The organism is Vagococcus sp. WN89Y, from assembly GCF_052220145.1.
GTDB lineage: Bacteria > Pseudomonadota > Gammaproteobacteria > Enterobacterales > Enterobacteriaceae > Kosakonia.
On sequence record NZ_JBQPOM010000031.1, the window covers coordinates 122,901 to 149,845 of the forward strand.

Genomic DNA, 26,945 nt, shown 5'->3' on the forward strand with positions numbered 1-26,945 from the left:
CCGATCCGCGAAGCCCGTGGCGTCCGGATTCGGGTCCGAACGAATGTTTTGAATTTTGGATCATGCTAGTACAAACATTTTACAATTCCTATGCCGGGCGCGCATAATTTGACACGATAGTGTTATTAATTACTTAAGCCTGCTGCATCCGCTGCGTTAATCATCTGCTTCTCGTATGTATTCGACTGGTATCGGGACGGTGAAATCCCTATAATTGCCGCGTTTGACGCCAGGGCGTCTTCCTTCCTTTACATCCAGGTTAATCAGGTCGCTAAATTTATGACTGATAAGTCCCATCAATGCGTCATTATCGGCATCGCCGGCGCATCGGCTTCAGGTAAAAGTCTTATCGCCAGTACGCTCTATCGCGAGCTACGCGAGCAGGTTGGTGATGAACACATCGGTGTTATTCCAGAAGACAGCTACTATAAAGATCAAACCCATCTGTCGATGGAAGAACGTGTGAAAACCAACTATGACCATCCAAGCGCGATGGATCACAGTCTGTTATTTCAGCATTTACAGTCGCTTAAGCGCGGCGAAGCCATTGAACTGCCGGTGTACAGCTACGTTGAGCATACCCGTACGCAGGAAACCATTCATATCGAACCAAAAAAAGTCATCATTCTGGAAGGGATCCTGCTGCTGACCGATTCTCGCCTGCGCGGAGAGATGAACTTTTCGATTTTCGTTGATACACCGCTGGATATTTGCCTGATGCGCCGCATCAAGCGCGACGTGAATGAGCGTGGTCGTTCTATGGACTCCGTGATGGCCCAGTATCAGAAAACCGTGCGTCCGATGTTCCTGCAATTTATTGAGCCTTCCAAGCAGTATGCAGACATCATTGTTCCCCGCGGCGGCAAAAACCGTATTGCTATTGATATTCTGAAAGCCAAAATCAGCCAATTTTTTGAATAATAATGATAGGCTGTAGTTTTCGCCCCTGATGAGACGTCAGGGGCGCGTCGCACTAAAAGGAGAATGTGCCATGCGTCTTTGTGACCGTGATATCGAAGCCTGGCTTAACGATGGCCGACTTGCTATAACCCCGCGCCCCCCGGTTGAACGTATCAATGGCGCGACAGTGGATGTTCGTCTGGGTAACAAATTCCGCACATTCAGTGGGCATACGGCTGCCTTTATCGATTTAAGCGGGCCAAAACATGAAGTCAGCGCCGCGCTCGATCGCGTGATGAGCGATGAGATAGTGCTGGCCGATGGCGAAGCGTTTTACCTGCATCCCGGCGAACTCGCGCTGGCGGTCACCTATGAGTCCGTTACCCTGCCTGCCGATCTGGTGGGCTGGCTGGATGGCCGCTCTTCGCTGGCACGTCTTGGGTTGATGGTGCACGTTACCGCGCACCGTATCGATCCGGGCTGGTCAGGCTGTATCGTGCTGGAGTTTTACAACTCAGGAAAACTGCCGCTGGCGCTGCGCCCAGGCATGCTGATTGGCGCGTTGAGCTTTGAGCCGCTCTCCGGCCCGGCAGAACGCCCCTATAATCGCCGCGAAGATGCCAAGTACCGCGATCAGCAAGGTGCGGTAGCGAGCCGTATTGATAAAGACTGAGTTGACCGACGCCCACTGAGGATGCCATGAGAAGAGTGTTAACCACGCTGATGATACTATTGGTCGTGCTGGTTGCCGGCCTTTCGGCGTTGGTACTGCTGGTAAATCCCAACGATTTTCGTGCTTATATGGTGCGCCAGGTCGAGGCGCGTAGCGGCTATCAGCTCCAGCTTGACGGCCCGCTGCGCTGGCACGTCTGGCCGCAGCTGAGCATTCTCACCGGGCGCATGACGCTCATAGCGCCAGGGGCGCAAACCCCGGTGGTGCAAGCCGACAATATGCGTCTGGATGTCAACCTGTGGCCGCTGCTCTCGCATCAGCTACGGGTAAAACAGGTGATGCTCAAAGGCGCGGTTATTCAGCTGACGCCGCAAAGCGCGCCGGTCGCGCAAAAAGATGCGCCGGTAGGCCCCGGTCAGAATTCGCTGCCGCAGGAAGAGGAAGATCGCGGCTGGTCGTGGGATATTCACAGCCTGCGGGTGGCAGACAGCGTGCTGGTGATACAGCATGAAAACGACGACCAGGTGACGGTGCGCGATATCCGTCTGAAAATGGAACAGGATGAGCACCATCAGGCGTCGCTTGATTTTTCCGGGCGCGTCACCCGCAACCAGCGCGCGCTGGCGCTTTCACTGAGCGCTCAGGTCGATGCCCGCGACTACCCGCACAATCTCAGCGCCATCATTGACTCTTTGCAGTGGCAATTGCAGGGCGGTGACATCACCGCGCAGGGTATCAGCGGGGAAGGGCGCCTGCAGGCGCAGTGGCAAAGCTCCGGGCAGCGTCTGACGCTCAACGCGCTTCACCTGACGGCAAACGACAGCGTGCTGGACGGTAAAGGCAGCGTGACGTTCGGCCAGCAGCCGGTGTGGGCGCTCGATCTGCAGTCCGATAATCTCAACCTTGATAATCTGTTGCCCGCGCAGCAAACCGCCGCGACGAGCACGGAAGCAGGCCAGCAGGGGCAGGCCGTCAACCGCTTGCCGCCGCCGGTGATTGCTAACGGTGAGCCGGTGACACAGTTCAACGGGCTGCGCGACTTTACCGCACAGATTGGCATAACGGCAAAAAACGTGCGCTGGCGCGGTATGCAGTTTATGGATGTGACCGGTCAGCTTAATAACACCGCCGGTATGCTGGTTATCCCTCAGCTTGAGGGCAAACTGGGCGGCGGGCTGGTTTCACTGCCCGGCAGCCTGGATGTCCGCACTGACGCATCCAGCGCCCGCTTTCAGCCGCGGCTGGATAACGTTGAAATCGGCGATATTCTTAACGCTTTCAACTACCCGATTGCCCTGACGGGTAATCTGACAATGGCGGGGGATTTCTCCGGGCCGCGCATTGATGCCAACAACTTCCGCCACCAATGGCAGGGCGAAGCGCATGTCGAGCTGAAAAATAGCCGTATGGAAGGGCTGAACTTCCAGCAGCTTATTCAGCAGGCGGTGGCGCGCAACAGTGATGTTGAGATCCAGCAGAATTACGACAACGCGACGCGTCTGGAAAGCTTCTCTGCGAACCTGGCGCTGGATCACGGTCTGATGACCTTCAGCGATATGCAAGGCGCATCGCCTCTGCTGGCGCTGACCGGCGACGGGAAGATGGACCTGGTGGAAGAGACGGCGGATACGCGCTTTAACGTTCGTGTGCTGGAGGGCTGGAAAGGGGATGGCCCGATAATCGATTTCCTGAAAAAGACGCCGATCCCTCTGCGCGTTTACGGCAACTGGCAATCACTGAAATACAATTTGCAGGTTGATCAGCTACTGCGTAAGCAGCTTCAGGATGAAGCCAAACGTCGGCTGAAAGAGTGGGCGGATCGTAATCAGGATAGCCAGAGCGGCAACGAACTGAAAAAGCAGCTGGAGAACAGGTAATACTAAGCCGGATGGGATGCGCCATCCGGCTTTTTTTACACTTCGTAGTTGAGCTCTTCTTTATGTAGCGGGATGACCTGCACTTTTTGCACGCGGTGGCTCTCAACTTCCAGCGTTTTTAGCAGAAAATCACCCACCTGAACCACTTCGCCCGGCTTCGGCACCCGCTGCAGATACTCCATCAGCAGCCCGGCAATGGTGTGATACTCGCGCTTCTCATCAAGCGGCAGCGGCACATACTGCACCAGATCTTCCAGCGGCATATGGCCGTTGGCTGTCCAGCTACCGTCGCTGTTTTTCTGAATGTCGTGGCGGGCGTCTATCTCTTCCACTTCATTGGGCAGATTACCGGCGATGGTTTCCATCACGTCGCTCAGGGTGACCACCCCTTCGACCGAACCGAACTCATCCACCACGAAGGCAAAGTGGGTGCGCGCGTTACGAAACTGCTCCAGCGCCTGCAACAGCGGCAGCGTTTCCGGGAACACCAGCGGCTGGCGTACCAGCACTTTCAGATCCAAAGGTTCACCGTGCAGCGACTGCTGTAGCAGGTCGATAACATGCACCACGCCGAGCATATCTTCTTCATCCTCTCCCCCGGTAACGACCAGGCGAGTGTGTTGATTTCTATCCAGCAAGGCACGGATCTCGCTTTCCGGCGCGCTCAAATCGATATGCTCAATATCATGGCGTGAGGTCATAATACTGCTGACCGTGCGCTGGTTAAGATTCAGCACGCGTTCAATCATGCGCCGCTCCTGCGGGTTGAAAATCTCCGCTTCGTCATTGCGCATCATCGACGCCGTATCGGTATCCATATCCGCGTCCTCTTTACGCCCGCTAAGCAGGCGCATCACCGCTTCGGTGGTGCTCTGGCGCAGGGTACGGTTAGCGAACAGGAAGCGGCGGCGGTTAAAGATAGCCAGCTGGTTCAGCGCTTCAATCATCACCGAGAAGCCAATCGCGGCATACAGATAGCCTTTCGGGATATGGAACCCGAAGCCTTCGGCCACCAGGCTAAAACCGATCATCAGCAGGAAGCTTAAGCACAGGATTACGATGGTCGGGTGGCTGTTGACGAAACGCGTCAGGGATTTGCTTGCCAGAAGCATCAGCGAAATAGCAATAATCACCGCGGCCATCATTACCGCCAGGTGATCAACCATGCCGACGGCGGTTATCACCGAGTCGAGAGAGAAGACGGCATCCAGCACCACAATCTGGGTCACCACGGCCCAGAACTTCGCCCCCCGGCGCTGCGTTGGGTTGTCGCTGTCTTTCCCCTCAAGTCGCTCGTTAAGCTCTACCGTCGCTTTAAACAGCAAGAACAGCCCGCCGATAAGCATTATCAGATCCCTTGCGCTGAAACTTAAATCGCGTACGGTAAAGAGAGGGGTTGTGAGGGTGACCAGCCAGGAAATTGACGCCAGCAGCAGCAGGCGCATTAACATAGCAAGTATCAGGCCGGTTACGCGCGCGCGGTCACGCTGCGCCGGAGGAAGTTTTTCCGCAAGAATTGCGATAAAAACCAGGTTATCAATCCCAAGAACCAGCTCGATCACGACCAGCGTGACCAGTCCGGCCCAGATTGATGGATCGGCAATCCATTCCATCGTTAATGTAATACCTTAAGTAAATTGATAATTGTCACAGCAAGATCATGGATAAAGCTGGGCCAAAATGCAATGCCAGCCTGCGATTTATCTTATTTCATATATGACCGAAAATATATTGTCTGCTGGCGCAATATTATTATGGTGTTTAAATAGGCCAGTTAAAATATTTTTTAGGATTAATCGCATGTCTATATGCATATGATTAATTTGTCAACATACATAAAATCCTAAAAATTTAAAAATATGGCTTTAATATTAATCTTAAAAAGATGTTTAACTCTGGATGTTACCTTGCCTGCTATTCGCATAGCTGCAACAATTCTTTCAGCATCATTCAAATATACCACCGATGTTATTTTATGCATTGTCCATCAATGCGAAAACTTATACCCGCAGTATTTTTTTCTGACCGTCTCTATGTAGTAAGCAGAAGAGGAAAAGGGATGTATGGCAATACGTTAAAGGCAATGAAATGGGTTACTAACAAAAAGCCCATGGCGGTAGCGTGCGCGCAGATGCAACACTTCTACCAGGTTATTCTGTAAGCACCTGGGTTGAATACGCGTTTTTTAGGACTGATGCCAGTTATATTTCGCTTCGATTAACTGCATTCTGAATCTGTGTACAGCTTGCGCGCTTATTTAAATCGCACAGGATAATTACTCTGCCAAAGTGATAATTAATCAATGATGAAATCTAAAACGAAATTGATGCCATTATTGGTGTCCATAAGCTTGATGAGTGGCTGCACAGTTTTTCCCGGCAGTAATATGTCGACCTTGGGAAAGGATGTGATTAAACAGCAGGATGCAGACTTTGATTTAGACCAGATGGTGAACGTTTATCCCCTGACGCCGCGCTTGATTGAACAACTCCGCCCGCGTCCGAATATCGCCCAACCGAATATGTCACTGGACCAGGAAATCTCAGCCTACCAGTACCGCGTAGGTCCTGGCGATGTGCTGAACGTGACGGTCTGGGATCATCCTGAATTAACCACCCCTGCCGGTCAGTATCGCAGCTCCAGCGACACCGGTAACTGGGTACAGCCTGATGGCACCATGTTTTACCCGTATGTTGGCCGCATTCATGTTGTCGGCAAAACGCTTAGCGAAATTCGTAGTGATATTACCGGCCGTTTAGCGACGTACATTGCTGACCCGCAGGTGGACGTTAATATCGCCGCCTTCCGCTCGCAAAAAGCCTATGTTTCCGGCCAGGTCAACAAATCCGGCCAGCAGGCAATTACCAACGTACCGCTGACCGTGCTGGATGCCATCAATGCCGCAGGCGGCCTGACGGAAAATGCCGACTGGCGCAACGTGGTGCTGACACACAATGGGCAGGAGCAACGCATCTCCTTGCAGGCGCTGATGCAAAACGGCGATCTCAGCCAGAACCGTCTGCTCTACCCAGGCGACATCCTTTTCGTACCGCGCAATGATGACCTGAAAGTGTTTGTGATGGGTGAAGTGAAAAAACAGAGCACCCTCAAGATGGACTTCAGCGGTATGACGCTGACAGAAGCACTGGGCCAGGCGGAAGGCATCGACCTGACTACGTCGAACGCCAGCGGTGTGTTTGTTATCCGTCCGCTTAAAGGCGACCAGGGCGGTCGTACCGGTAAGATGGCGAACATTTACCAGCTCGATATGTCTGACGCCACCTCGTTGGTGATGGCGACGAACTTCCGACTCCAGCCGTATGACGTGGTGTATGTAACGACTGCACCGGTGGCGCGCTGGAACCGTCTCATCTCTCAGTTGCTGCCGACAATCAGTGGCCTTCGCTACATGACCGATACGGCGAGCGACGTACATAACTGGTGATGCGCGATGTTTAACAAAATTCTGGTGGTTTGCGTGGGGAACATCTGTCGTTCCCCAACGGCAGAGCGGCTGTTGAAAAAATACCTGCCCTCGATAACCGTCGCGTCGGCAGGTCTGGGTGCGCTGGTAGGGCGTGGCGCGGATAGCGTGGCCGCGAGTGTGGCCGCAGATTATCAACTTTCTCTGGACGGGCATAACGCCCGGCAAATCTCCGGACAAATGTGCCGCGAATACGACCTGATTCTGGTCATGGAGAAGCGCCACATCGCCAAACTGTGTGAAATTGCGCCGGAGATGCGAGGCAAGGTGATGCTGTTTGGTCACTGGGATAACGAGCGGGAAATTCCCGATCCGTATCGCAAAAGCCGTGAAGCCTTTGAAGCCGTTTACACCTTACTTGACCAGTCTGCGCGCAGTTGGGCGCAGACATTGCAAGCTCAGCAGGGATAATAATGACAGAGAAAACACACCATTCTCATTCTGCCGCCCCGGCGGTTGGCAATGACGAAATCGATATTGGCCGCCTGGTCGGCACAGTCATTGAAGCGCGCTGGTGGGTGCTGGGCATCACGACGGTGTTCGCCCTCTTCGCGGTGATTTACTGTTTATTCGCCACACCTATCTATAGCGCCGATGCGCTGGTACAAATCGAACAAAATACCGGCAACTCGCTGGTGCAGGACATCAACAGCGCTTTATCGAACAAGCCACCGGCGTCGGAAGCGGAGATTCAGCTTATCCGCTCCCGCTTGGTGCTGGGCAAAACCGTTGACGATCTCGATTTAGATATCTCGGTAACGAAAAATACGTTCCCGCTGTTTGGTTCCGGCTGGGATCGTCTGATGGGTCGTCAAAACGAGACGGTTAAGGTCACCACATTTACGCTGCCAAAAGGTGCCGGTGATCAAGTTTTTACCGTTAAAGTTCTCAGCCCGCAGCAGTATTTACTGAGCAGCGATGCCGGTTTTGAAGCACGTGGCGAAGTAGGCAAGCTGCTGAATAAAGATGGCGTAACCATGATGGTGAGCGCTATTCAGGCGTCCACGGACAGTGAATTTACCGTCACCAAATTCTCCACGCTCGGGATGATAAACAATCTGCAAAACAACCTGACGGTGACGGAAACGGGCAAAGATACCGGCGTACTGAGCCTGAGCTTTACCGGTGAAGATCGCGAGCAGATCCGCGATATCCTTAATAGCATCACGCGTAATTACCTCGAACAGAATGTCGAGCGTAAATCAGCAGAAGCGGCGAAAAGTCTTGTCTTCCTCGCCAACCAGTTGCCGGAAGTGCGCAAAAATCTGGACGCGGCGGAGAACAAACTTAACGCCTATCGTCAGCAAAAAGACTCCGTCGACCTGCCGCTGGAAGCGAAGTCTGTGCTCGACTCAATGGTCAATATTGACGCCCAGTTAAACGAGCTGACTTTTAAAGAAGCGGAAATCTCCAAGCTGTACACCAAAGTGCACCCGGCGTACCGCACGCTGCTGGAAAAACGCCAGGCGCTGGAAAATGAAAAGGCGAAGCTGAATAACCGCGTGACGGCGATGCCGAAAACGCAGCAGGAAATTGTGCGTCTTACGCGTGATGTTGAATCTGGTCAGCAGGTTTATATGCAGCTGCTTAATAAACAGCAGGAGCTGCGGATAACCGAGGCCAGCACGGTTGGCGATGTACGCATTGTTGACCCGGCAATTACCCAGCCTGGCGTGCTGAAACCGAAAAAAAGCCTGATCGTTCTGGGCAGCATTATTCTCGGTCTGATTGTTTCGGTCGTTGGCGTGTTGCTGCGTTCACTGTTTAACCGTGGCGTGGAAAGCCCGCAGGTTCTCGAAGAGCATGGCATCAGCGTTTATGCCAGCATTCCGCTCTCCGAGTGGCAAAAAGAGCGTGACACCGTTAAAACCGTCAAAGGAAGCAAACGCTACAAACAGAGCCAGCTGCTGGCAGTGGGTAACCCGACCGATCTGGCTATCGAAGCGGTGCGCAGCCTGCGGACCAGCTTACATTTCGCCATGATGCAGGCGAAAAACAATGTGTTGATGATGACCGGTGTCAGCCCCTCTATCGGTAAAACATTTGTTTGTGCCAACCTGGCCGCCGTTATCAGCCAGACCAATAAGCGCGTGCTGTTAATCGACTGCGATATGCGTAAAGGTTACACCCACGAACTGCTGGGAACGGATAACGTCAATGGTTTATCGGACATCCTGGCCGGGAAGGGCGCGATTGAAAACAGCGCTAAACCGACTTCCATCAGCAACTTTGACCTCGTGCCGCGCGGTCAGGTGCCGCCGAACCCGTCGGAACTGTTAATGAGCGAGCGCTTCACGCAGCTTATCCAGTGGGCGAGCAGCCGCTATGACCTGGTGCTTATTGATACGCCACCGATTCTTGCGGTAACGGATGCGGCGGTCGTTGGCCGCCACGCAGGCACCACGCTGATGGTGGCCCGTTACGCGGTGAACACGTTGAAGGAGATCCAGACCAGCCTGAGCCGTTTCGAACAGAATGGTATCGAGGTGAAAGGCGTGATCCTCAACTCTATTTTCCGCCGCGCATCCGGTTACCAGGATTACGGTTACTACGAGTACGAATACAAGTCCGATTCGAAATAACAAGACCCTCACCTCTACCCTCCGTGCTCCTCTCTCTCCTTTAACCGGGAGAGGGCGGGGCGAGGGCAAAAGCGGCATGTTGAACGCATAGGGATCGCATTATGAGCACAACAGCAAATCCATTAATTTCAATTTATATGCCAACCTGGAACCGGCAGCAGCTGGCTGTTCGCGCCATTAAATCGGTGCTGCGCCAGGATTATCCGCACTGGGAAATGATCATCGTCGACGACTGCTCGTCCTCTTATGAGCAGTTGCAACAATTTGTTGAGGAACTGGGCGACCCGCGCGTGAGCTACACGCGTAACGCTTTCAACTCTGGCGCATGCGCGGTGCGTAACCAGGCGATTTTGCAGGCCAAAGGTCATTACATCACCGGTATTGATGATGATGATGAATGGACGCCGAACCGGCTGACGGTTTTTCTGGCAAACAAAGACAAGCTGAATACCCGCGCTTTTCTTTATGCCAACGATTATGTCTGCCAGGGCGAAGTGTACGCCCAGCCGACCAGTTTACCGCTCTACCCGAAATCACCTTTTTCACGCAAGCTGTTCTACAAGCGCAATATTATCGGCAACCAGGTGTTTACCTGGGCCTGGCGTTTTAAAGAGAGCCTGTTCGATACGCAGCTCAAAGCGGCACAGGATTACGACATTTTCCTGCGCATGGTGGAGGAGTATGGCGAGCCGTGGAAAATCGACGAAGCGACGCAAATTCTTCATATTAATCATGGTGAAATGCAGATTACTTCTTCGCCGAAGAAATTTTCCGGCTATTTCCACTTCTATCGCAAGCACAAGAATAAATTCGACCGGGCGAGCAAAAAGTATCAGCTTTTCACCCTGTACCAAATCCGCAACAAACGCATGAACTGGCGCACGTTGATGACGCTCTTTTCTCTGCGTAACGGTAAGCGTCTGGCCGACGGTCTGCGGGGGAAATAATGTTACTGGAAGATTTTCGCGCGAATCACTGGAGTTTGCGCCCGTGCTGCATGGTCGCGGCATACCGCATCGCTCATTTTTGCTCCGTCTGGCGCAAAAAAAATGTGCTGAACAATATCTGGGCGGCACCCGTGCTGGTGCTGTACCGCTTTGTTACAGAATGCCTGTTTGGCTATGAAATCCAGGCGGCAGCAACGATTGGTCGCCGCTTCACCATTCATCATGGTTATGCCGTGGTCATCAATAAATTCACCGTGGCAGGCGATGATTTCACCATCCGTCACGGCGTCACCATTGGCAACCGTGGGCCTGATGACCTCGCCTGCCCGGTCATTGGTAACGGTGTCGAGCTGGGCGCTAACGTCGTCATCATTGGCAATATCACCATCGGTAATAATGTCACCATCGGCGCAGGCAGCGTGGTGCTGGACAGCATGCCTGATAACGCGCTGGTGGTGGGTGAAAAAGCGCGCGTGAAGGTGATCAAATGAATATTTTACAATTTAACGTTCGCCTCGCCGAAGGCGGTGCCGCTGGCGTGGCGCTGGACTTGCATCAGCGCGCGCTGCAAAAAGGGCTGCGCTCGCGCTTTATTTATGGCTACGGTAAAGGCGGCAAAAAAAGCGTCAGCCATGATGATTACACGCAGGTTTATAAGCAGACGCCGCGCCTGACGTCCATCGCCAACCTGGCGCTGTTCCGCCTGTTTAACCGCGACGTTTTTGGCAATCTTAACAATCTTTACCGCACGGTCACCCGCACCGAAGGGCCGGTGGTGTTGCATTTTCACGTGATGCACAGCTACTGGCTTAACCTGGATAGCCTGGTGACTTTTTGCCAGAAGGTGAAGGCGCATAAACCCGATGTGACGCTGGTGTGGACGTTACACGATCACTGGAGCGTGACCGGGCGCTGCGCCTTTACCGACGGGTGCGAGGGCTGGAAAGATAACTGCAAAAAATGCCCGACGCTGGCAAACTACCCGCCGGTAAAAGTGGATCGCGCACATACGCTGGTAGGCAGTAAACGTCAGTTATTCAAAGAGATGCTGGCGCTGGGATGCCAGTTTATCTCCCCAAGCCAGCACGTTGCCGAGGCGTTTAACAGCCTGTACGGTGCCGGGCGCTGCCGCATTATCAATAATGGTATCGATGTGGCGACAGAGGCCATTCTTGCTGAGTTGTCACCGATAACCGTTACGCAGGGCAAACCGAAAATCGCCGTGGTTGCTCATGATTTACGCTACGACGGCAAAACCAACCAGCAGCTGGTGCGCGATATTATGGCGCTCGGCGATAGCGTGGAGCTGCATACCTTCGGCAAGTTTTCTCCCTTTGAAGGCGCGAATGTCGTCAACCACGGTTTTCTGACGGATAAGCGAAAATTGATGAGTGAACTCAATGAGCTGGATGCGCTGCTGTTCACATCACGGGTGGATAATTACCCGCTTATTCTTTGCGAGGCGCTTTCCATTGGCGTGCCGGTGATTGCCACCCATAGCGATGCCGCGCGCGAAGTGCTGCAAAAATCCGGCGGCAAAACGTTTAGCGAGCAGGAGGTGCTGCCGCTGGTGCAGTGCCATAAAGCAGACATCGCGCAAGCGGTGTTTGGCGAGAGCCTGGAAGCGTTCCGTGCGCGCAGCCGCCAGGCCTACAGTGGGCAACAGATGCTGGAGGAATATGTCTCGTTCTATCAGAATCTGTAGCTATCTGCTGCTACCGCTGATCTATTTGCTGGTCAACGTCAAAATCATCTCGCTGGGCGAAAGCTTCCCGATAACTATCGTGACGTTTTTGCCGTTGATGCTACTGCTTTATGTCGACAAAATTAACCTGAAAAAGTTAATGATTGCGCTGGGCCTGGGGGCGGGATTAACGCTGTTTAACTATCTTTTTGGTCAGTCGCTGAACGCGGGAAAATATGTCACCTCGACGATGTTGTTTGTTTATATCGTCATCATTATCGGCATGGTGTGGAGCATTCGGTTTAAAACCATATCGCCGCATAACTATCGCAAGATATTACGCTTTTTTTACCTTGTGGTGACAGTTGTAGTTGGGCTGGCGGCGCTGGAGATGGCTCAGATCATTCTTACTGGCGGCAGCAGTTTGATGGAGACAATTTCGAAATATCTTATTTACAGCAACAGCTACGTGCTGAATTTTATCAAGTTCGGCGGCAAGCGTACGACTGCGTTATATTTCGAACCGGCATTCTTCGCTCTGGCGTTAATCTCAATTTGGCTCAGCATCAAACAGTTTGGTATCAAAACCCCGAAGACCGATGCTATGATTTTGGCAGGGATAGTACTTTCGGGATCGTTTTCAGGGGTAATGACATTTATCCTGTTTTACCTGCTGGAATGGGCATTTCAATATCTCAATAAAGAAGCGATACGGAAAAAGTTACCGTTGGCAATTATTTCACTGGCGGTGTTCATTGTCGGGGTAGTATTTGCCTTCCCGTATATCGCAGGGCGTATCGGTGATTTAGGAACAGAAGGCTCCTCTTCTTATTATCGTATTATCGGTCCGCTGGTGATGGTTGGGTATTCGCTGACCAATATTGATGGGGTAGTAAGATTCGGCTCACTTTACGAATATGTTGCATCATTCGGAATCTTTAACGGTGCAGACGTCGGGAAAACAATAGACAATGGGTTGTATCTGCTAATCATTTATTTTTCATGGTTCGCAGTAATACTAACCGGATGGTATCTGGGCAAAGTAGGCAAGATGATGCTGAATGCTTTCGGCAATAATCAGAATTATCGCGTACAACTTTTCCTCTTTACTCCGATATCGTTGTTTTTCACAGGGTCTATCTTTAGCCCTGAATATGCATTTTTAATTGTTTGCCCGTTTATTCTGCGTAAAGCACTGAATATAACGAAGGCATAAAGAGGTGGGTCACATGCTGCTTAGCGTTATTACTGTCGCGTTTCGAAATTATGAAGGTGTGGTGAAAACCTGGCAGTCGCTGGCTCATCTGGCGAAAGCGCAGGATATCGAATTCGAATGGATTGTGGTTGATGGCGGCTCGCAGGATGGCACTGAGGAATTTCTGAAAAACCTCAATGGGCAGTACAACTTGCGCTACCTCAGCGAACGCGATAAAGGCATTTACGATGCGATGAATAAAGGCATCGACCTCGCCAATGGCCGCTATGCGCTGTTTCTTAATTCCGGCGATATTTTTCATCCTGAAATAGTGGATGTGGTACGCCAGTTGGATCAGGAAACAGAAAAAGCGATGTATATTGGCGACGCGATGCTGGATTTCGGCGACGGCACTAAAATTCGTCGCAATGCGAAAAGCGGTTGGTATATTTATCACAGCCTGCCGGCCAGTCATCAGGCAATATTTTTCCCGGTAAATGGTCTGAAAACTTACCCCTACGATCTGCAATTTAAAGTCTCTTCCGATTACGCGTTAGCAGCCAGAATGTATAAAGCAGGCTTCCCGTTTAAAAAATTAAATGGGTTGGTGTCTGAATTTTCTATGGGCGGCGTATCCACTTCGAATAATCTTGAATTATGTCAGGATGCTCGCAAAGTTCAGCGCATGATATTACGCGTGCCGGGTTTTTGGGCGCAATTATCTTATATGCTGCGTTTACGCACAACAGGCAAAGCCAAAGCCTTATATAACAAAGCATAACGCTAAAATATAAGGAAATTATATGCAGGATTTACAAGGTTTCTCCGTGCCGAAAGGCTTTCGGGGCGGTCACCCTATTAAGGTTCAACTGTGGTGGGCGGTACAGGCAACATTATTTGCATGGTCACCGCAGGTGCTTTATCGCTGGCGTGCTTTTTTATTACGCTTATTTGGCGCAAAGGTTGGGAAAGGGGTGGTAATTCGCCCTTCGGTGAAAATTACCTACCCGTGGAAATTAACCTTAGGCGATTACAGCTGGGTCGGAGATGACGCCGTGTTATACACCCTGGGTGATATTTCTATCGGTGCAAATTCGGTCGTTTCACAGAAATGTTATCTGTGTACCGGCAGTCACGATTATATGAGCGCGCATTTTGATATTAACGCGACGCCTATCGTGATTGGCGAGAAATGCTGGCTGGCGACGGATGTGTTTGTTGCACCGGGCGTCACCATCGGCGATGGAACGGTGGTGGGCGCACGCAGCAGTGTTTTTAAATCGCTACCGGCAAATGTGATTTGCCGTGGCAATCCCGCAGTGGTGACGCGCGAACGCGTTGAAAAGGTAACTCCCTAACAGGGAATATTGAGGAAAATAAATTATGTCTAAAGTCGCTCTCATCACCGGCGTTACCGGGCAAGATGGCTCTTATCTGGCAGAACTGCTTCTGGAAAAGGGTTACGAAGTTCACGGCATCAAGCGCCGCGCCTCATCATTCAACACTGAGCGTGTGGATCACATTTACCAGGATCCGCACACCAGCGACCCGAAATTTCACCTGCACTACGGCGATCTGACTGATACGTCTAACCTGACCCGTATTTTGCAGGAAGTGCAGCCGGATGAAGTGTACAACCTGGGCGCGATGAGCCACGTGGCCGTTTCGTTTGAATCCCCGGAATACACCGCCGATGTGGATGCAATGGGTACGCTGCGTCTGCTCGAAGCGATTCGTTTCCTCGGTCTTGAGAAGAAAACGCGTTTTTACCAGGCGTCCACTTCTGAGCTGTATGGCCTGGTACAGGAAATTCCGCAGAAAGAGACGACGCCGTTCTACCCGCGTTCTCCGTATGCTGTCGCCAAACTGTATGCGTACTGGATTACCGTTAACTACCGTGAATCCTACGGCATGTATGCCTGCAACGGCATTCTGTTTAACCACGAATCACCGCGCCGTGGCGAAACCTTTGTGACCCGCAAAATCACCCGCGCCATCGCCAACATCGCTCAGGGCCTGGAATCCTGCCTCTATCTCGGCAACATGGACTCCCTGCGTGACTGGGGGCATGCCAAAGATTACGTAAAAATGCAGTGGATGATGCTGCAACAAGAGCAACCAGAAGATTTCGTTATCGCCACCGGCGTGCAGTACTCCGTGCGTCAGTTTGTGGAAATGGCCGCCGCGCAACTGGGTATCAAACTGCGCTTTGAAGGCACCGGCGTGGATGAGAAGGGCATCGTGGTTTCCGTTACCGGTCACGACGCGCCGGGCGTAAAACCGGGCGATGTGATTATTGCAGTTGACCCGCGTTACTTCCGTCCTGCTGAAGTTGAAACCCTGCTGGGCGACCCGAGCAAAGCACACGAAAAACTGGGCTGGAAGCCGGAAATCACCTTGCAGGAAATGGTTTCTGAAATGGTGGCCAAGGATCTGGAAGCAGCGAAAAAATACTCCCTGCTTAAGGCTAACGGTTACGAGGTTGCCATCGCGCTGGAGTCCTGAGCATGACCAAACAACGTATTTTTGTGGCTGGCCATCGCGGGATGGTGGGGTCAGCCATCGTAAGGCAGCTTGAACAACGTGCAGACGTTGAACTGGTGCTGCGTACCCGCGAAGAACTGAATCTGCTTGATAGCGCTGCGGTTGACGCATTTTTTGCCAAAGAGCGTATCGATCAGGTCTATCTGGCGGCGGCGAAGGTGGGCGGTATTGTGGCGAACAATACCTACCCGGCGGACTTCATCTACGAAAATATGATGATTGAGAGCAACATCATTCACTCAGCGCATAAGCATGATGTGAACAAGCTGTTGTTCCTCGGTTCGTCCTGTATCTACCCGAAACTGGCCAAACAGCCGATGGCAGAAAGCGAACTGTTACAGGGGACGCTGGAGCCGACTAACGAACCTTACGCGATTGCCAAAATTGCCGGGATCAAGCTGTGCGAGTCTTACAACCGTCAGTACGGGCGTGATTATCGCTCGGTGATGCCGACGAATCTGTACGGCCCGCATGACAATTTCCACCCGAGCAACTCACACGTTATCCCGGCATTGCTGCGTCGTTTCCATGAAGCGACTGCCGAAAATGCGCCGGATGTGGTGGTGTGGGGCAGCGGCACGCCGATGCGCGAATTCCTGCATGTGGATGATATGGCCGCAGCCAGCATCCATGTTCAGGAGCTGGCAAGCGAAGTGTGGCAGGAAAATACCGAACCGATGCTGTCGCATATCAACGTCGGTACCGGCATTGACTGCACTATCCGCGAGCTGGCGCAGACCATCGCCAGCGTGACCGGCTACAAAGGCCGCGTGGTGTTTGACGCCAGCAAACCGGACGGTACGCCGCGTAAGTTACTCGACGTAACGCGTCTGCATCAGCTTGGCTGGTATCACGAGATCTCACTGGAAGCAGGGCTTGCCAGCACCTACCAGTGGTTCCTTGAAAACCAGCACCGGTTCCGGGGGTAGTATGTTTTTAAGTCAAGAAGATTTTGCCACGGTTGTGCGTTCCACTCCGCTGATTTCTATCGATCTTATCGTGGAAAATTCACGCGGCGAGTTTTTACTCGGTAAACGTACTAACCGCCCGGCCCAGGGATATTGGTTCGTGCCGGGCGGACGCGTGCAAAAGGATGAGCCGCTGTCCGTCGCGTTTGAGCGCCTGACTCAGGCTGAACTGGGACTGCGCCTGCCGATGTCGGCGGGCGAGTTTTACGGCGTCTGGCAGCACTTCTATGACGACAATTTCTCCGGCCCGGATTTCACCACGCACTACATTGTGCTGGGCTTTCGCCTGCGTGTGGATGAGGGAACCCTCGCGCTACCGACGGATCAGCACAACGATTACCGCTGGGGAACCCCGGAGTCGCTGATTGCCGACCCGCTGGTGCATGACAACAGCCGCGCCTACTTTCTCGATGCGCAAGGAGTACCAGGCTTATGAAAATCCTGGTCTATGGCATCAACTATTCGCCGGAACTGACCGGGATCGGGAAGTATACGGGCGAAATGGTCGAGTGGATGGCCCGCCAGGGCCATGAGGTGCGGGTCATCACCGCGCCGCCGTACTATCCCGAGTGGAAAGTCGGCGAGCACTACAGCGCCTGGCGCTGGCGCAAAGAGCAGGGCAACGCCACCATCTGGCGCTGCCCGCTGTATGTGCCTTCCCGGCCCTCAACGCTAAAACGGTTACTGCATCTGGGCAGCTTTGCCCTGAGCAGCTTCTTCCCGCTGATGGCGCAACGCCGCTGGAAGCCGGATCGCATTATCGGCGTGGTGCCGACGCTGTTTTGCACGCCGGGCATGCGCCTGCTGGCAAAACTGAGCGGCGCGCGCACGCTTTTGCATATTCAGGATTATGAAGTGGATGCCATGCTCGGTCTCGGCATGGCGGGCAACGGCAAAAACAGCCGCGTGGCGCGCCTGGCGACGGCGTTTGAGCGCAGCAATCTGCTTCATGTCGACAACGTTTCCACCATTTCCCGCTCGATGATGAACAAAGCGTGCGAGAAAGGGGTGGCGGCAGACAAGATTATCTTTTTCCCGAACTGGTCTGAAGTGGCGCGTTTTCGCGATGTTGACGCACAACGCGTCGCGCAGTTGCGTCGTGACTTAGGCCTGCCGGATGACAAAAAAATCATTCTTTATTCCGGCAACATCGGTGAAAAACAGGGGCTGGAAAATGTTATCGCCGCCGCAGAGCGCCTGCAAAACCACCCGTGGCTGTTTGTGATTGTCGGCCAGGGCGGGGGCAAAGCGCGGCTGGAAAAAATGGTCAGCGAGCGCGGCCTTGCCAATGTGAAATTCTTCCCGTTGCAGCCTTATGACGCACTGCCCGCGCTTTTGCGTATGGGCGATTGCCATCTGGTTATCCAGAAGCGCGGCGCGGCGGATGCGGTGCTGCCTTCTAAGCTGACCAACATTCTGGCCGTCGGCGGCAACGCGGTGATTACCGCAGAAGAGAGCACGGAGCTGGGTCAGTTATGCCTGACCGAGCCAGGAATTGCGGTCTGCGTGGAACCGGAATCGGTTGATGCGCTGACCACGGGCATTGAACGCGCGTTAGCGCTGCCCAAAAACAACACGGTGGCACGTGAATATGCCGAACGCACGCTCGAAAAAGAGAACGTGTTACGCCAATTTATTGCTGATATCAGCCCGGAGAGTTCCGCGAAGCCTGCGCCCGCACGCGAGAGCGCGCAGCACGAAGGCCGCCTGAATTTCGACGGCAATGGGGATAAATCATGAGTCAAACACAATTGTATCCGGTAGTGATGGCCGGAGGCTCTGGCAGCCGTCTGTGGCCACTGTCCCGCGTGCTTTACCCTAAACAATTTCTCTGCCTGAAAGGCGATCTCACCATGCTGCAAACCACCGTTTGCCGCCTGGATGGGGTGGAATGTGAAAGCCCGGTGGTTATTTGTAATGAACAGCATCGCTTTATCGTTGCCGAGCAGCTTCGCCAGCTAAACAAGCTGACTGAAAACATTATTCTTGAACCGGCAGGCCGTAACACGGCACCGGCTATCGCGCTGGCGGCGCTGGCGGTAAAACGCCACAACCCGGACAGCGACCCGCTGATGCTGGTGCTGGCCGCCGACCACGTGATTCAAAACGAAGAGGCGTTTCGCACGTCAGTTCGTAACGCGATGCCCTATGCCGAGAGCGGCAAGCTGGTGACGTTCGGCATCGTGCCGGACCTACCGGAAACGGGTTATGGCTATATTCGTCGTGGCGAAGTCAGCCCCGGCACCACTGACGCCGTGGCGTTTGAAGTCGCCCAGTTTGTTGAAAAACCGAACCTGGAAACGGCGCAGGGTTATGTGGCGAGCGGAGAATATTACTGGAACAGCGGGATGTTTCTGTTTAGCGCCGGTCGTTACCTCGACGAGTTGCGTAAATATCGCCCGGACATTCTGAGCGCGTGTGAACAAGCAATGGAAGCCACCGACCCGGATATGGACTTTATCCGTGTTGATGAAGAAGCCTTCCTCGCCTGCCCGGAAGAGTCCATCGACTACGCCGTCATGGAACGCACGGCGGATGCCGTGGTAGTGCCGATGGATGCAGGCTGGAGCGATGTCGGCTCCTGGTCCTCGCTGTGGGAAATCAGCCAGCACACGCCGGAGGGAAACGTCCATCACGGCGACGTCATCACCCATAACACCGAAAACAGCTTCGTTTATGCGGAGTCAGGGCTGGTGACGACCGTCGGCGTAAAAGATCTGGTGGTCGTCCAGACAAAAGATGCCGTGCTGATTGCCGACCGTAATCAGGTGCAGGATGTGAAAAAAGTGGTCGAGCAAATCAAAAAAGAGGGCCGCCACGAACACCATATTCACCGCGAAGTTTACCGCCCGTGGGGCAAATATGACTCCATTGATGCAGGCGATCGCTATCAGGTAAAACGCATTACCGTGAAGCCTGGCGAAGGGCTTTCCGAGCAGATGCATCACCACCGTGCTGAGCACTGGGTGGTGGTGGCGGGCACCGCGAAGGTCACTATCGACAGTGACGTCAAACTGCTGGGCGAGAACGAATCAATCTATATCCCGCTGGGCGCGCGACATTGCCTGGAAAACCCGGGGAAAATTCCGCTCGACTTGATTGAGGTGCGCTCCGGCTCTTACCTCGAAGAAGACGACATTATCCGTTTTAAAGATCGCTATGGACGTGTGTAGCACGCGTTTGCCGAGCATTAACAAATAACAAGACCCATAAGGTCAAGGCTGACTGTTGCCTGATAAAGAGGTAATAATGGAAAAATTAACCTGTTTTAAAGCTTACGATATCCGGGGAAAGCTGGGCGAAGAACTCAATGAAGACATTGCCTGGCGTATTGGCCGTGCTTACGGCGAGTACCTGAAACCGCAGACCATTGTGCTGGGCGGCGATGTGCGCCAGACCAGCGAAGCGCTGAAACTGGCGCTGGCAAAGGGGTTGCAGGACGCAGGCGTGAACGTTCTGGATATCGGGCTGACGGGCACCGAAGAGGTCTATTTTGCTACGTTCCACCTGGGTGTGGATGGCGGTATTGAAGTGACCGCCAGCCATAACCCGATGGACTACAACGGCATGAAACTGGTGCGCAAGGGCGCGCGCCCTATCAGCGGCGACACTGGCCTGCGCGATGTTCAGCGTCTGGCCGAAGCCAACGATTTCCCACCGGTTAACGCGGAAAAACGCGGCACTTATGAGCAAATCAATTTGCGCGATGCCTATATCGACCATCTGTTGGGTTATATCGACACGGCAAACCTGAAACCGCTGAAACTGGTTATCAACTCCGGTAACGGCGCGGCAGGGCCAGTGGTGGACGCCATCGAAGCACGTTTTAAAGCGCTAAATGTGCCGGTGACCTTTATTAAGGTGCACAACCAGCCAGACGGCACCTTCCCGAACGGTATCCCTAACCCGCTGCTGCCGGAATGCCGCGCGGATACCCGCAACGCGGTGATTGAACATAACGCCGATATGGGGATTGCTTTTGACGGCGACTTCGACCGCTGCTTCCTGTTCGACGGGGAAGGGCAGTTTATCGAAGGCTACTACATCGTAGGTTTGCTGGCGGAAGCCTTCCTCGAAAAACACCCTGGCGCGAAGATTATTCACGACCCGCGCCTGTCCTGGAACACGGTTGACGTGGTGACCCGCGCGGGCGGCACGCCGGTGATGTCGAAAACGGGCCATGCCTTTATTAAGGAGCGTATGCGCAGCGAAGACGCCATCTACGGCGGTGAGATGAGCGCACACCACTACTTCCGCGACTTCGCCTACTGCGACAGCGGCATGATCCCGTGGCTGTTGGTCACTGAGCTGTTGTGCCTGAAAGGTAAAACCCTCTCCGAGCTGGTGCGCGATCGTATGGCGGCGTTTCCGGCAAGCGGCGAGATCAACAGCAAACTCGCCGACCCTGCAACCGCGATTGCGCGCGTTGAGCAGCACTTCACCCCCGGCGCGCTGGAAATTGATCGCACCGACGGCATCAGCATCGCTTTTGCCGACTGGCGCTTTAATCTGCGCTCATCCAACACCGAGCCGGTGGTGCGCCTGAACGTGGAGTCGCGTCATGACGTGGCATTGATGGAAGCGCGAACGCAGGAAATTCTGGCGCTGTTGAATCAGTAACTATGAAGCATTCCTCTCCTCCGGTGGGGGAGAGTGAATAGACAGGCAGGTACAACGATGACGAATCTAAAAAAGCGCGACCGGGCCAAAACGAATGCATCGTTAATCTCTATCGTGCAGCGATTTTCAGACATCACCATCATGTTTGCCGGACTGTGGCTGGTGTGCAAATTGAATGCGTTGCCCTTTTTCTACATGCATCTGCTCATGGCACTCATTACGCTGGTTGTTTTCCAGATGATTGGTGGAATGACGGATTTCTATCGCTCGTGGCGGGGCGTTCGCATGATGACAGAACTCACTCTGCTGCTACAAAACTGGACGCTCAGTCTGGTTTTCAGCGCCGGTTTGCTGGCATTCAGTAACGATTTTGATAACACCTTTAATATCTATGTCTCCTGGTATTTGCTGACCAGTATGGGGCTGATGTTAAGCCGTGCGGTCATTCGCTTTGGTGCGGGCTGGCTGCGTAACCTGGGCTATAACACGCGCCGTGTGGCGGTAGCGGGCGATATGCCGATGGGCCAGGAACTGCTGGAAGGCTTTCGTAAAGAACCCTGGCTTGGGTTTGATGTGGTGGGGGTTTATCACGATCCGCAACCCGGTGGCGTCACAACCGACTGGGCAGGCAATCTTGAACAGTTAGTTGAGGATGCTAAGGCGGGCAAAATCCACAACGTCTATATTGCAATGTCGATGAGCGACGGTGGCTGCATTAAAAAACTGGTGCACCAGCTCGCCGATACCACCTGTTCGGTGATCCTTATTCCTGACGTGTTTACCTTTAATATTCTGCATTCACGCATTGATGAAGTTAATGGTGTCCCGGTCGTGCCGCTGTATGACACGCCGCTCTCCGGCATTAACCGCATCCTCAAGCGTCTTGAAGATATTGTGCTCGCATCGCTGATTTTGCTGCTGATTTCCCCGGTACTGCTGGCGATTTCCGTGGCGGTCAAAATGAGCTCGCCAGGGCCAATCCTTTTCCGCCAGACGCGTTATGGCATGGACGGTAAGCCGATCAAGGTGTGGAAATTCCGCTCGATGAAAGTGATGGAAAACGACAAAGTCGTCACCCAGGCCACGCAAAACGATCCGCGTGTCACCAAAGTCGGGAGCTTTCTGCGCCGTACCTCGCTTGATGAGCTGCCGCAATTTTTCAACGTGCTATTAGGCGAAATGTCGATTGTCGGCCCGCGCCCGCATGCCGTTGCGCACAACGAACAGTACCGTTCACTGATAGAAGGCTACATGCTGCGTCACAAAGTGAAGCCTGGCATCACTGGCTGGGCGCAGATCAACGGCTGGCGCGGCGAGACAGACACGCTGGAGAAAATGGAAAAACGTATCGAATTCGACCTGGAGTACATCCGCGAGTGGAGTCTGTGGTTCGATATCAAAATCGTTTTTCTGACCATCTTTAAAGGCTTTGTGAACAAAGCGGCGTATTAAGGAACGGTCATGAGCCTGAGAGAGAAAACCATCAGCGGCGCGAAGTGGTCAGCAATGGCCACGCTGACCATTATTGGTCTGGGGCTGGTGCAGATGACGGTGCTGGCGCGCATTATCGATAACCACCAGTTTGGTCTGCTGACCGTTTCGCTGGTGATTATCGCGCTGGCGGATACGCTGTCGGACTTTGGCATTGCGAACTCCATTATCCAGCGCAAAGAAATAAGCCATCTCGAGCTGACCACGCTCTACTGGCTCAATGTCGGCTTAGGGATTGTGGTCTGCGTGGCGGTGTTTGCGCTGAGCGATTTTATCGCCGATGTGCTGAATAACCCGGACCTGGCGCCGCTGATTAAAACGCTGTCGCTGGCCTTTGTTGTTATCCCGCACGGCCAGCAGTTTCGTGCGTTGATGCAAAAGGAGCTGGAGTTCAACAAAATCGGCGCGATTGAAACCCTGTCGGTGATGGCGGGCTTTAGCTTTACCGTTATCAGCGCCTTCTTCTGGCCGCTGGCGATGACCGCGATTTTAGGTTACCTGGTCAACAGCGCCGTGCGCACGCTCTTGTTTGGCTACTTCGGGCGCAAAATCTATCGCCCTGGCCTGCATTTTTCACTGGCCTCGGTCAGCTCTAACCTGCGTTTTGGCGCATGGCTGACGGCAGACAGTATCATCAACTATGTCAATACTAACCTCTCAACGCTGGTGCTGGCGCGTATTCTTGGCGCGAGCGTCGCCGGGGGATACAACCTGGCTTATAACGTGGCGGTGGTGCCGCCGATGAAGCTGAACCCTATCATCACGCGTGTGCTGTTCCCGGCCTTTGCCAAAATTCAGGACGACACAGAAAAGCTGCGCGTTAACTTCTACAAACTGCTCTCGGTGGTAGGGATTATTAACTTTCCTATTCTGCTCGGTCTGATGGTGGTGGCGAACAATTTCGTGCCGCTGGTCTTTGGTGAAAAATGGAACAGCATTATTCCTGTGCTGCAACTGTTGTGCATCGTGGGACTGCTGCGCGCGGTAGGGAACCCTATCGGCTCGCTGTTGATGGCGAAAGCGCGCGTGGATATCAGCTTTAAATTCAATGTATTCAAAACATTTCTCTTCATTCCCGCCATCATCATCGGTGGGCATATGGGCGGTGCGCTGGGCGTTACGCTGGGCTTCCTGTTAGTGCAAATCATCAACACCGTCCTGAGCTACTTTGTGATGATAAAACCGGTGCTTGGCTCCAGCTATCGTCAGTACATCCTCAGCCTGTGGCTGCCGTTCTACCTGTCGATGCCGACGCTTGTGGTCAGCTACGGTCTTGGCCTGGCGCTGGACGGGCAGCTGTCGCTTGCCGCGATGCTGGCCGTGCAGGTTGCTGCGGGTGTCGTCGCCTTTGCGCTGATGTTGATCATCTCGCGCAATGCGCTGGTGGTGGAAATGAAGCGTCAGTTTTGCCGCAACGAAAAACTTAAAACACTGCTTCGCGCAGGATAAGCACGTTATTGAACCCCTTTAAGAGGTCGCTATGAAATTATTGATCCTTGGCAATCACACTTGCGGCAACCGTGGCGACAGCGCAATCTTGCGCGGGTTGCTCGATGCCATTGCCCTGATGGAGCCTGACGCAGAAGTTGATGTGATGAGCCGCTTTCCGGTGAGCTCGTCGTGGTTATTAAATCGCCCGGTGATGGGCGATCCGCTCTACCAGCAGATGAAAGCGCACAATAACGCGGCCGGACTGATGGGGCGGGTAAAAAAAGTGTTACGCCGCCGCTATCAGCACCAGGTGCTGCTCTCACGCGTAACCGACTCAGGTAAGCTGCGTAATATCGCTATCGCACAAGGGTTTACCGATTTTGTCCGCCTGCTTTCCGGCTACGACGCCATTATCCAGGTCGGCGGTTCGTTTTTCGTTGACTTGTACGGTGTGCCGCAATTTGAGCACGCGCTCTGTACGTTTATGGCGAAAAAACCGATCTATATGATTGGCCACAGCGTTGGCCCCTTCCAGAACGAGCAATTTAATCAGCTGGCCAATTATGTCTTCGGTCACTGTAATGCGCTGATCCTGCGTGAAAGCGTCAGCCTGAATTTAATGAAACAGAGCAACATCACCACGGATAAAGTGGAAAAAGGCGTCGATACCGCCTGGCTGGTTGATCATCATCAGGCGGATTTTGTTCCCAGTTACGCGGTGCAGCACTGGCTGACGCTGGCGGAAAAAGAGAAGACCGTGGCGATTACGCTGCGTGAACTGGCACCGTTTGATAAGCGTCTTAACACCACGCAGCAGGCGTATGAGCAAGCGTTCGCCGGTGTGGTTGATCGAATCATAGACGCGGGTTATCAAGTGATTGCGCTCTCTACCTGTACCGGTATCGACAGCTATAACAAAGATGACCGGATGGTCGCGCTCAATCTGCGCCAGTACGTCAGCGATCCTTCACGCTATCACGTCGTTATGGATGAGCTGAATGATTTAGAGATGGGGAAAATCCTCGCCGCCTGTGATTTAACCGTCGGTACACGTCTGCACTCTGCCATCATTTCAATGAATTTTGGCACGCCAGCGATTGCCATCAATTATGAACACAAATCCGCAGGCATCATGCAACAGCTGGGCATGCCGGAAATGGCGGTCGATATTCGCCATCTGCTGGATGGTTCGCTCGCCGCGATGGCAGCTGACACATTGGGCCAGCTTCCTGCGATTAACCAACGCCTGGCCATTGCTGTGGCAGCGGAGCGTGAGCAAGGAATGACTATGGTGAAATCCGTACTGGATCGCGTGCGGGGGGAGAAATGAAAGTCGGCTTCTTTTTGCTGAAATTCCCCTTATCGTCCGAAACCTTTGTGCTCAACCAGATTGTTGCGTTTATCAATATGGGTTTTGAGGTGGAAATTGTTGCCCTGCATAAGGGCGATATGAATAACACCCACGCGGCCTATACCGAGTACAAACTGGCAGAAAAAACGCACTGGCTGCTGGCCGAACCGCAGGGACGGATGGGGAAACTGAGCTACCGTGCGCAGGCGATGGCGCGCGGTATGTGGAAAGCTTCTACCTGGAAGGCGCTGAATACATCGCGCTACGGTGACGAAGCGCGCAACCTGATCCTGCCGGCAATTTGTGGCCTGGCGCCGCAAGCGTTTCATGCCGACGTGTTTATCGCGCATTTTGGCCCGGCAGGCGTTACGGCTGCCAAGCTGCGCGAGCTGGGCGTGCTGAAAGGGAAAATCGCGACAGTCTTTCACGGGATTGATGTGTCGCACCGTGAAGTGCTCAATCACTATACGCCAGAGTATCAACAGTTGTTTCAGCGTGGCGATTTGATGCTGCCGATAAGCGATTTATGGGCGGGCAGGCTGAAAAACATGGGCTGCCCGGAGCAGAAAATTGCCGTCTCGCGCATGGGCGTGGATATGGCGCGTTTTAGCCTGCGTCCGGTAAAAGCGCCCGGTTCGCCGCTGCAAATTATTTCGGTGGCACGTCTGACGGAGAAAAAAGGGCTGCATGTCGCCATTGAAGCGTGCCGTTTGTTAAAACAGGGCGGCGTCGATTTTAAATACCGCATCCTCGGCATTGGCCCGTGGGAGCGGCGCTTGCGTACGCTTATTGAGCAGTTTCAGCTTGAAGATGTGATTGAAATGCCTGGCTTTAAGCCAAGTCATGAAGTGAAAGCGATGCTGGATGAAGCGGATGTGTTTCTGCTGCCTTCGATAACCGGTGCCGACGGTGATATGGAAGGGATCCCGGTTGCGCTGATGGAAGCGATGGCGGTGGGCATCCCGGTGGTATCGACGGTACATAGCGGCATTCCGGAGCTTATCGATGCCGGGCATTCTGGCTGGCTGGTGCCGGAAAATGACGCCGAAGCGCTGGCTCAGCGCCTGGCATCGTTTGGCGTAATGGAAAAGAACGATCTTGCGCCTATTGTCACCCGCGCGCGGGAAAAAGTCGAGAGCGACTTCAATCAGCAAATTATCAATCAACAACTGGCAAGCCTGTTGCAAACCCTTTGACA

23 protein-coding genes are annotated in these 26,945 nt (G+C 53.4%); 22 read left to right on the forward strand and 1 reads right to left on the reverse strand.

The features are described from left to right. Nucleotides 1-279: 279 nt before the first annotated feature. From udk to asmA, 3 genes are all read left to right on the forward strand, one after another. Nucleotides 280-921 carry a uridine kinase gene (gene udk / locus ACTU3N_RS13405; RefSeq protein ID WP_443086631.1) on the forward strand — a complete coding sequence of 214 codons (642 nt, stop codon included), beginning with the start codon at nucleotides 280-282 and terminating at the stop codon, nucleotides 919-921. Between the two features lie 70 nt (nucleotides 922-991). Beyond that, nucleotides 992-1,573, forward strand: a complete 582-nt coding sequence (dcd, locus tag ACTU3N_RS13410) for a dCTP deaminase (RefSeq protein ID WP_443086632.1) — start codon at nucleotides 992-994, stop codon at nucleotides 1,571-1,573. A gap of 26 nt (nucleotides 1,574-1,599) precedes the next feature. Then, nucleotides 1,600-3,450: an outer membrane assembly protein AsmA gene (asmA, locus tag ACTU3N_RS13415; RefSeq protein ID WP_443086633.1), complete on the forward strand. Its 1,851-nt coding sequence runs from the start codon at nucleotides 1,600-1,602 to the stop codon at nucleotides 3,448-3,450. Between the two features lie 35 nt (nucleotides 3,451-3,485). Here asmA and ACTU3N_RS13420 read toward each other — a convergent pair whose 3' ends face one another. Then, nucleotides 3,486-5,063 carry a TerC family protein gene (locus ACTU3N_RS13420; RefSeq protein ID WP_443086634.1) on the reverse strand — a complete coding sequence of 526 codons (1,578 nt, stop codon included), beginning with the start codon at nucleotides 5,061-5,063 and terminating at the stop codon, nucleotides 3,486-3,488. A gap of 689 nt (nucleotides 5,064-5,752) precedes the next feature. Here ACTU3N_RS13420 and ACTU3N_RS13425 point away from each other — a divergent pair. The 19 genes from ACTU3N_RS13425 to wcaL all read left to right on the forward strand — a co-directional run bounded on the left by ACTU3N_RS13425 (nucleotide 5,753) and on the right by wcaL (nucleotide 26,943). Next, nucleotides 5,753-6,895, forward strand: a complete 1,143-nt coding sequence (locus tag ACTU3N_RS13425) for a polysaccharide export protein (RefSeq protein ID WP_443086635.1) — start codon at nucleotides 5,753-5,755, stop codon at nucleotides 6,893-6,895. Between the two features lie 6 nt (nucleotides 6,896-6,901). After that, nucleotides 6,902-7,345 (forward strand): low molecular weight protein-tyrosine-phosphatase Wzb, encoded by a 444-nt coding sequence (wzb, locus tag ACTU3N_RS13430; protein ID WP_443086636.1) that lies wholly within the window; start codon nucleotides 6,902-6,904, stop codon nucleotides 7,343-7,345. 2 nt (nucleotides 7,346-7,347) lie between these two features. Next, entirely contained in the window at nucleotides 7,348-9,516 is a 2,169-nt protein-coding gene (gene wzc, locus ACTU3N_RS13435; RefSeq protein WP_443086637.1) for a tyrosine-protein kinase Wzc, read from the forward strand. A 101-nt stretch (nucleotides 9,517-9,617) separates the two neighbouring features. Then, nucleotides 9,618-10,463, forward strand: a complete 846-nt coding sequence (gene wcaA / locus ACTU3N_RS13440) for a colanic acid biosynthesis glycosyltransferase WcaA (RefSeq protein ID WP_443086638.1) — start codon at nucleotides 9,618-9,620, stop codon at nucleotides 10,461-10,463. Next, the gene (gene wcaB, locus ACTU3N_RS13445; RefSeq protein ID WP_443086639.1) at nucleotides 10,463-10,954 is read left to right on the forward strand and encodes a colanic acid biosynthesis acetyltransferase WcaB; all 492 of its coding nucleotides are present in this window, start codon (nucleotides 10,463-10,465) and stop codon (nucleotides 10,952-10,954) included. Before wcaA ends, wcaB begins: the two co-directional genes overlap by 1 nt. Next, complete coding sequence (gene wcaC / locus ACTU3N_RS13450) at nucleotides 10,951-12,168, forward strand: colanic acid biosynthesis glycosyltransferase WcaC (protein WP_443086640.1); 1,218 nt, start codon at nucleotides 10,951-10,953, stop codon at nucleotides 12,166-12,168. Before wcaB ends, wcaC begins: the two co-directional genes overlap by 4 nt. After that, a complete protein-coding gene (wcaD, locus tag ACTU3N_RS13455) occupies nucleotides 12,143-13,363 on the forward strand; it encodes a colanic acid polymerase WcaD (RefSeq protein ID WP_443086641.1) in 1,221 nt (406 codons plus the stop codon). Before wcaC ends, wcaD begins: the two co-directional genes overlap by 26 nt. 13 nt (nucleotides 13,364-13,376) lie before the next feature. Further along, nucleotides 13,377-14,123, forward strand: coding sequence for a colanic acid biosynthesis glycosyltransferase WcaE (gene wcaE, locus ACTU3N_RS13460; RefSeq protein WP_443086642.1), 747 nt, complete (start codon nucleotides 13,377-13,379; stop codon nucleotides 14,121-14,123). A gap of 22 nt (nucleotides 14,124-14,145) precedes the next feature. After that, complete coding sequence (gene wcaF, locus ACTU3N_RS13465) at nucleotides 14,146-14,700, forward strand: colanic acid biosynthesis acetyltransferase WcaF (RefSeq protein ID WP_443086643.1); 555 nt, start codon at nucleotides 14,146-14,148, stop codon at nucleotides 14,698-14,700. A gap of 25 nt (nucleotides 14,701-14,725) precedes the next feature. After that, complete coding sequence (gmd, locus tag ACTU3N_RS13470; RefSeq protein WP_443086644.1) at nucleotides 14,726-15,847, forward strand: GDP-mannose 4,6-dehydratase; 1,122 nt, start codon at nucleotides 14,726-14,728, stop codon at nucleotides 15,845-15,847. Between the two features lie 2 nt (nucleotides 15,848-15,849). After that, nucleotides 15,850-16,815, forward strand: coding sequence for a GDP-L-fucose synthase (fcl, locus tag ACTU3N_RS13475; RefSeq protein WP_443086645.1), 966 nt, complete (start codon nucleotides 15,850-15,852; stop codon nucleotides 16,813-16,815). 1 nt (nucleotide 16,816) lies between these two features. Beyond that, nucleotides 16,817-17,290 (forward strand): GDP-mannose mannosyl hydrolase, encoded by a 474-nt coding sequence (locus tag ACTU3N_RS13480; protein WP_443086646.1) that lies wholly within the window; start codon nucleotides 16,817-16,819, stop codon nucleotides 17,288-17,290. After that, nucleotides 17,287-18,594, forward strand: coding sequence for a colanic acid biosynthesis fucosyltransferase WcaI (wcaI, locus tag ACTU3N_RS13485; protein ID WP_443086647.1), 1,308 nt, complete (start codon nucleotides 17,287-17,289; stop codon nucleotides 18,592-18,594). The genes ACTU3N_RS13480 and wcaI overlap by 4 nt, the downstream gene beginning before the upstream one ends. Beyond that, nucleotides 18,591-20,027 carry a mannose-1-phosphate guanyltransferase gene (gene cpsB, locus ACTU3N_RS13490; protein WP_443086648.1) on the forward strand — a complete coding sequence of 479 codons (1,437 nt, stop codon included), beginning with the start codon at nucleotides 18,591-18,593 and terminating at the stop codon, nucleotides 20,025-20,027. The genes wcaI and cpsB overlap by 4 nt, the downstream gene beginning before the upstream one ends. Nucleotides 20,028-20,103: 76 nt before the next feature. Continuing rightward, entirely contained in the window at nucleotides 20,104-21,474 is a 1,371-nt protein-coding gene (cpsG, locus tag ACTU3N_RS13495; RefSeq protein WP_443086649.1) for a colanic acid biosynthesis phosphomannomutase CpsG, read from the forward strand. A gap of 57 nt (nucleotides 21,475-21,531) precedes the next feature. Further along, nucleotides 21,532-22,926, forward strand: a complete 1,395-nt coding sequence (gene wcaJ / locus ACTU3N_RS13500; RefSeq protein ID WP_443086650.1) for an undecaprenyl-phosphate glucose phosphotransferase — start codon at nucleotides 21,532-21,534, stop codon at nucleotides 22,924-22,926. Between the two features lie 9 nt (nucleotides 22,927-22,935). Next, nucleotides 22,936-24,414, forward strand: a complete 1,479-nt coding sequence (gene wzxC / locus ACTU3N_RS13505; protein ID WP_443086651.1) for a colanic acid undecaprenyl disphosphate flippase WzxC — start codon at nucleotides 22,936-22,938, stop codon at nucleotides 24,412-24,414. A 31-nt stretch (nucleotides 24,415-24,445) separates the two neighbouring features. Further along, nucleotides 24,446-25,726, forward strand: coding sequence for a colanic acid biosynthesis pyruvyl transferase WcaK (gene wcaK / locus ACTU3N_RS13510; protein WP_443086652.1), 1,281 nt, complete (start codon nucleotides 24,446-24,448; stop codon nucleotides 25,724-25,726). Beyond that, a complete protein-coding gene (gene wcaL / locus ACTU3N_RS13515) occupies nucleotides 25,723-26,943 on the forward strand; it encodes a colanic acid biosynthesis glycosyltransferase WcaL (RefSeq protein WP_443086653.1) in 1,221 nt (406 codons plus the stop codon). Before wcaK ends, wcaL begins: the two co-directional genes overlap by 4 nt. The last annotated feature ends 2 nt before the right edge of the window (nucleotides 26,944-26,945 follow it).

What these genes read in the sequence shown, in the direction of transcription:
- udk (WP_443086631.1), top strand. Translation starts at nt 280, where the DNA reads ATGACTGATAAGTCCCATCAATGCGTCATTATCGGCATCGCCGGCGCA.
- dcd (WP_443086632.1), top strand. Translation starts at nt 992, where the DNA reads ATGCGTCTTTGTGACCGTGATATCGAAGCCTGGCTTAACGATGGCCGA.
- asmA (WP_443086633.1), top strand. Translation starts at nt 1,600, where the DNA reads ATGAGAAGAGTGTTAACCACGCTGATGATACTATTGGTCGTGCTGGTT.
- ACTU3N_RS13420 (WP_443086634.1), bottom strand. Translation starts at nt 5,063, where the DNA reads ATGGAATGGATTGCCGATCCATCAATCTGGGCCGGACTGGTCACGCTG.
- ACTU3N_RS13425 (WP_443086635.1), top strand. Translation starts at nt 5,753, where the DNA reads ATGATGAAATCTAAAACGAAATTGATGCCATTATTGGTGTCCATAAGC.
- wzb (WP_443086636.1), top strand. Translation starts at nt 6,902, where the DNA reads ATGTTTAACAAAATTCTGGTGGTTTGCGTGGGGAACATCTGTCGTTCC.
- wzc (WP_443086637.1), top strand. Translation starts at nt 7,348, where the DNA reads ATGACAGAGAAAACACACCATTCTCATTCTGCCGCCCCGGCGGTTGGC.
- wcaA (WP_443086638.1), top strand. Translation starts at nt 9,618, where the DNA reads ATGAGCACAACAGCAAATCCATTAATTTCAATTTATATGCCAACCTGG.
- wcaB (WP_443086639.1), top strand. Translation starts at nt 10,463, where the DNA reads ATGTTACTGGAAGATTTTCGCGCGAATCACTGGAGTTTGCGCCCGTGC.
- wcaC (WP_443086640.1), top strand. Translation starts at nt 10,951, where the DNA reads ATGAATATTTTACAATTTAACGTTCGCCTCGCCGAAGGCGGTGCCGCT.
- wcaD (WP_443086641.1), top strand. Translation starts at nt 12,143, where the DNA reads ATGTCTCGTTCTATCAGAATCTGTAGCTATCTGCTGCTACCGCTGATC.
- wcaE (WP_443086642.1), top strand. Translation starts at nt 13,377, where the DNA reads ATGCTGCTTAGCGTTATTACTGTCGCGTTTCGAAATTATGAAGGTGTG.
- wcaF (WP_443086643.1), top strand. Translation starts at nt 14,146, where the DNA reads ATGCAGGATTTACAAGGTTTCTCCGTGCCGAAAGGCTTTCGGGGCGGT.
- gmd (WP_443086644.1), top strand. Translation starts at nt 14,726, where the DNA reads ATGTCTAAAGTCGCTCTCATCACCGGCGTTACCGGGCAAGATGGCTCT.
- fcl (WP_443086645.1), top strand. Translation starts at nt 15,850, where the DNA reads ATGACCAAACAACGTATTTTTGTGGCTGGCCATCGCGGGATGGTGGGG.
- ACTU3N_RS13480 (WP_443086646.1), top strand. Translation starts at nt 16,817, where the DNA reads ATGTTTTTAAGTCAAGAAGATTTTGCCACGGTTGTGCGTTCCACTCCG.
- wcaI (WP_443086647.1), top strand. Translation starts at nt 17,287, where the DNA reads ATGAAAATCCTGGTCTATGGCATCAACTATTCGCCGGAACTGACCGGG.
- cpsB (WP_443086648.1), top strand. Translation starts at nt 18,591, where the DNA reads ATGAGTCAAACACAATTGTATCCGGTAGTGATGGCCGGAGGCTCTGGC.
- cpsG (WP_443086649.1), top strand. Translation starts at nt 20,104, where the DNA reads ATGGAAAAATTAACCTGTTTTAAAGCTTACGATATCCGGGGAAAGCTG.
- wcaJ (WP_443086650.1), top strand. Translation starts at nt 21,532, where the DNA reads ATGACGAATCTAAAAAAGCGCGACCGGGCCAAAACGAATGCATCGTTA.
- wzxC (WP_443086651.1), top strand. Translation starts at nt 22,936, where the DNA reads ATGAGCCTGAGAGAGAAAACCATCAGCGGCGCGAAGTGGTCAGCAATG.
- wcaK (WP_443086652.1), top strand. Translation starts at nt 24,446, where the DNA reads ATGAAATTATTGATCCTTGGCAATCACACTTGCGGCAACCGTGGCGAC.
- wcaL (WP_443086653.1), top strand. Translation starts at nt 25,723, where the DNA reads ATGAAAGTCGGCTTCTTTTTGCTGAAATTCCCCTTATCGTCCGAAACC.